This is a genomic window from Pseudarthrobacter woesei (assembly GCF_055412745.1).
In genome coordinates, this window is the sequence record NZ_JBVAYU010000029.1 from 1 (window position 1) to 2,867 (window position 2,867).

Genomic DNA, 2,867 nt, shown 5'->3' on the forward strand with positions numbered 1-2,867 from the left:
CCACAGCGCCGATGGTACTGCACCCGGGAGGGTGTGGGAGAGTAGGTCACCGCCGGAACATCATTAAACGGTCGAGAGCCCCAACCACACGGTTGGGGCTCTCCCGCATTTAACCCCCCAACCAAAACCCAAACCCAACCACACCGCCGGCCGCCTCGGTCAGCGGGGGAACTTGCGGCCGTGGATCCAGGCGAGGATTTCGATCGCGAGGCCGCCGGCGGCTCCCGCAAGAAGCGCCGCCCGCAGCAGCTCCGCCGGCGGCCAGGCCAGGTTGAAGAATTCCTGCGCGATCGGTACGTTGAGCAAGATCAGCAGGCTTGCGCACATGGCGAGCACGAGTGCCAGCTTCTTGGCATCGAGTGGCCGGGCCACAACGGCGAGAATCCACAGCCCGACAATCGTTAACGTGAGAACTGATGCTGCCTGCAGTGCTTGTGGCCCGGAGCCTATGCCGGCCGCCCCCGTGTAAACGGTCAATCCAAGCAGCGACGCCGCGACGATGAGACCCGCCGGGATGGAGAACGATAACGAGCGGCGGAGGAATCCGGGCCGATAGCGTCGGGTATTGGGCATGAGTGCCAGGAAGAAGGCCGGGACTCCGATGGTCAGCCCGTCGATGAATGACAGTTGGCGCGGGAGGAACGGAAACTGCAATTGCAGGAGCCCAAAGCTTGTCGCAATCGCGATGGAATAGGCCGTTTTACTCAGGAAAAGGTTCGAAACCCGTTCTACATTGGCGATGACTTGTCGGCCCTGGGCCACAACCCCAGGAAGCCTGTCAAAGCGGCCGTCCAGCAGCACCAGCCGGGCAACGGCTTTGGTGGCTGCGGCCGCGGAGTCCATTGCTATGCCAATATCCGCCACCTTCAAAGCCAGCGCATCATTGACTCCGTCGCCGGTCATCGCCACGGTATGCCCACGGCGCTGCAGCGCCGCCACCATGTCCTTCTTCTGTGCGGGGCTGACCCTGCCGAAAACCGTGTTGTTTTCCATCACATCGTCGAGCGCTGCTGGCTCCTCCGGCAGCGTCCGGGCATCGTAGCCGTCCCGGACCTCGAGTCCCAGCTGCCTCGCAATCGCCGCGACAGTGCGGGGGTCGTCGCCGGAGATGATCTTCAACTCAACGCCCTCCTCACGGAAGTAGGCCAGAGTCTGCCGCGCATCGGGCCGAATCTGTTCCCGAAACGTCAGCACCACCACGGGCCTCACACCGGGCGGCAGCCGAGTCTCGTCATCGGATACGCCCGCACCGTTGGCATAGGCCAGCAGGACGGTCCGCAGACCCGATGCCGCCAGTTTTCCGGCCTGGCCCAGTACGTCTTCCGACGCCGGCACCGCCCCGGCTCTGGCCAAAATCCCGGCGTCCTCTGAGAGCACCACTTCCGGAGCACCCAGAATCCAGGAGTGTCTGTCCCCGCTTCCGCTGTCGAAGGTGACGGAGCTCCACTTACGGGCGGAAGAAAACGGAACGGAAGACACGGCCGGGCTGCCGCCGTCGTTCTCAAAGGCTCCGGCGAGACAGCGCGCCGTCGCGTTCGCCCCGGGATCGGACGCGAACCAGCCCAGTGCCCGCTCCCAGCCTGGTTCCGCAGGCTGTGCCAGCTCGTGCACGCCGTCGAAGACAATCCCGCCTTCCGTGAGCGTCCCGGTCTTGTCCAGGCACAGGACATCGACCCGCGCGAGGACTTCCACCGCTGCCAGTTCCTGAATGAGAACCTTCTCGCGGGCTAGCCGTAGGGCGCCGACGGCGAACGCCACACTCGAGAGCAGGACCAGTCCAAGGGGGACCATGGCGATGACGCCGGCGATCACGCCGACCAAAGCTGAGGGCCAGATTCCTCTGGCGATGGCCTCTTCCCAGCCTCCACGGGCCTGCATCTCGCCGTTCGCCACGATAAGGGCGACGGGCAGCAGCGCCCACGTGAGCCAGCCAAGGATCCGGTTGAGGCTGTTGCGGATTTCGGAGTTCACAAGAGAAAAGCGTTTGGCGTCGGCCGTGAGTTTGCTGGCGAAGGACTGGGCGCCCACCCGGATGACCCGTGCAGTGCCGCGGCCGGCAACAACGGTCGAGCCGGAGAGGACCTCGGTTCCAGCGTCCTTGTCCACCGGATCGGATTCGCCCGTAAGGAGTGATTCGTCAGCCTCCAGCCCGCCGCTCTCGAGAACCAAGGCGTCTGCGGTCACCTGGTCGCCGGCCCGCAGCACCATCACGTCGTCCCGGACGACGTCGGCAGTGGCGATGTCCTGGATGTCGCCGTCGCGCAGTACCCTGGCCAGCGGGGCATCCATGACCGCCAGCCGGTCCAGCGACTTCTTGGCCCGGTATTCCTGCACGACACCGATCACGGCATTCCCTGCCGCCGCGAGTCCAAAGAGGGCATCCTGCCAACTGCCCAGCAGCAGCAGGACAAGGAAGCTGGTGCCCACAATGGCGTTGAACAGGGTCAGCACATTCGCCCGGAAAATCTCCCACAGACTGCGGCTCGTTGTGTCCGGGACCTGGTTGGCAAGGCCGCTCTCCATCCGGGAGGCAACTTCAACCGTAGAGAGGCCGGCGGCCGGGGGCCCATACACACGCCGATGGAGCAATGCGGGTCCGTGGCGCCGGGGTTGTGCCATCCACCGATCGTAACCGGCGCGGCGTCTGTAACGGGTGACGCACAGCACACCTTCCGTTTTCGGGGGAGGGGTTCTTTTCGGGCCCCGGCGAGGCGCCCCCGCCCTTCGTGGCGGGGTTTCCGGCCGCCGGCGGGGCTGGTTTGCGGTGGGGGCTGGGTGGGTGTATTGTTTTCTAAGTCGCCACGAGGGAGACCAGCGGAAATGCTGGGAACCGGAGGCGGCCAATCCCCTAAATTTCAAGGCCAGGA

At 65.1% G+C, this 2,867-nt stretch carries 1 protein-coding gene; it reads right to left on the reverse strand.

The window, feature by feature from the left end; genetic code table 11:
- Positions 1 to 159 precede the first annotated feature (159 nt).
- Entirely contained in the window at positions 160 to 2,523 is a 2,364-nt protein-coding gene (locus tag ACZYZE_RS18860) for an HAD-IC family P-type ATPase (RefSeq protein WP_459320462.1), read from the reverse strand.
- Between the last annotated feature and the right edge of the window lie 344 nt (positions 2,524 to 2,867).

What these genes read in the sequence shown, in the direction of transcription:
- ACZYZE_RS18860 (WP_459320462.1), bottom strand. Translation starts at nt 2,523, where the DNA reads ATGGAGAGCGGCCTTGCCAACCAGGTCCCGGACACAACGAGCCGCAGT.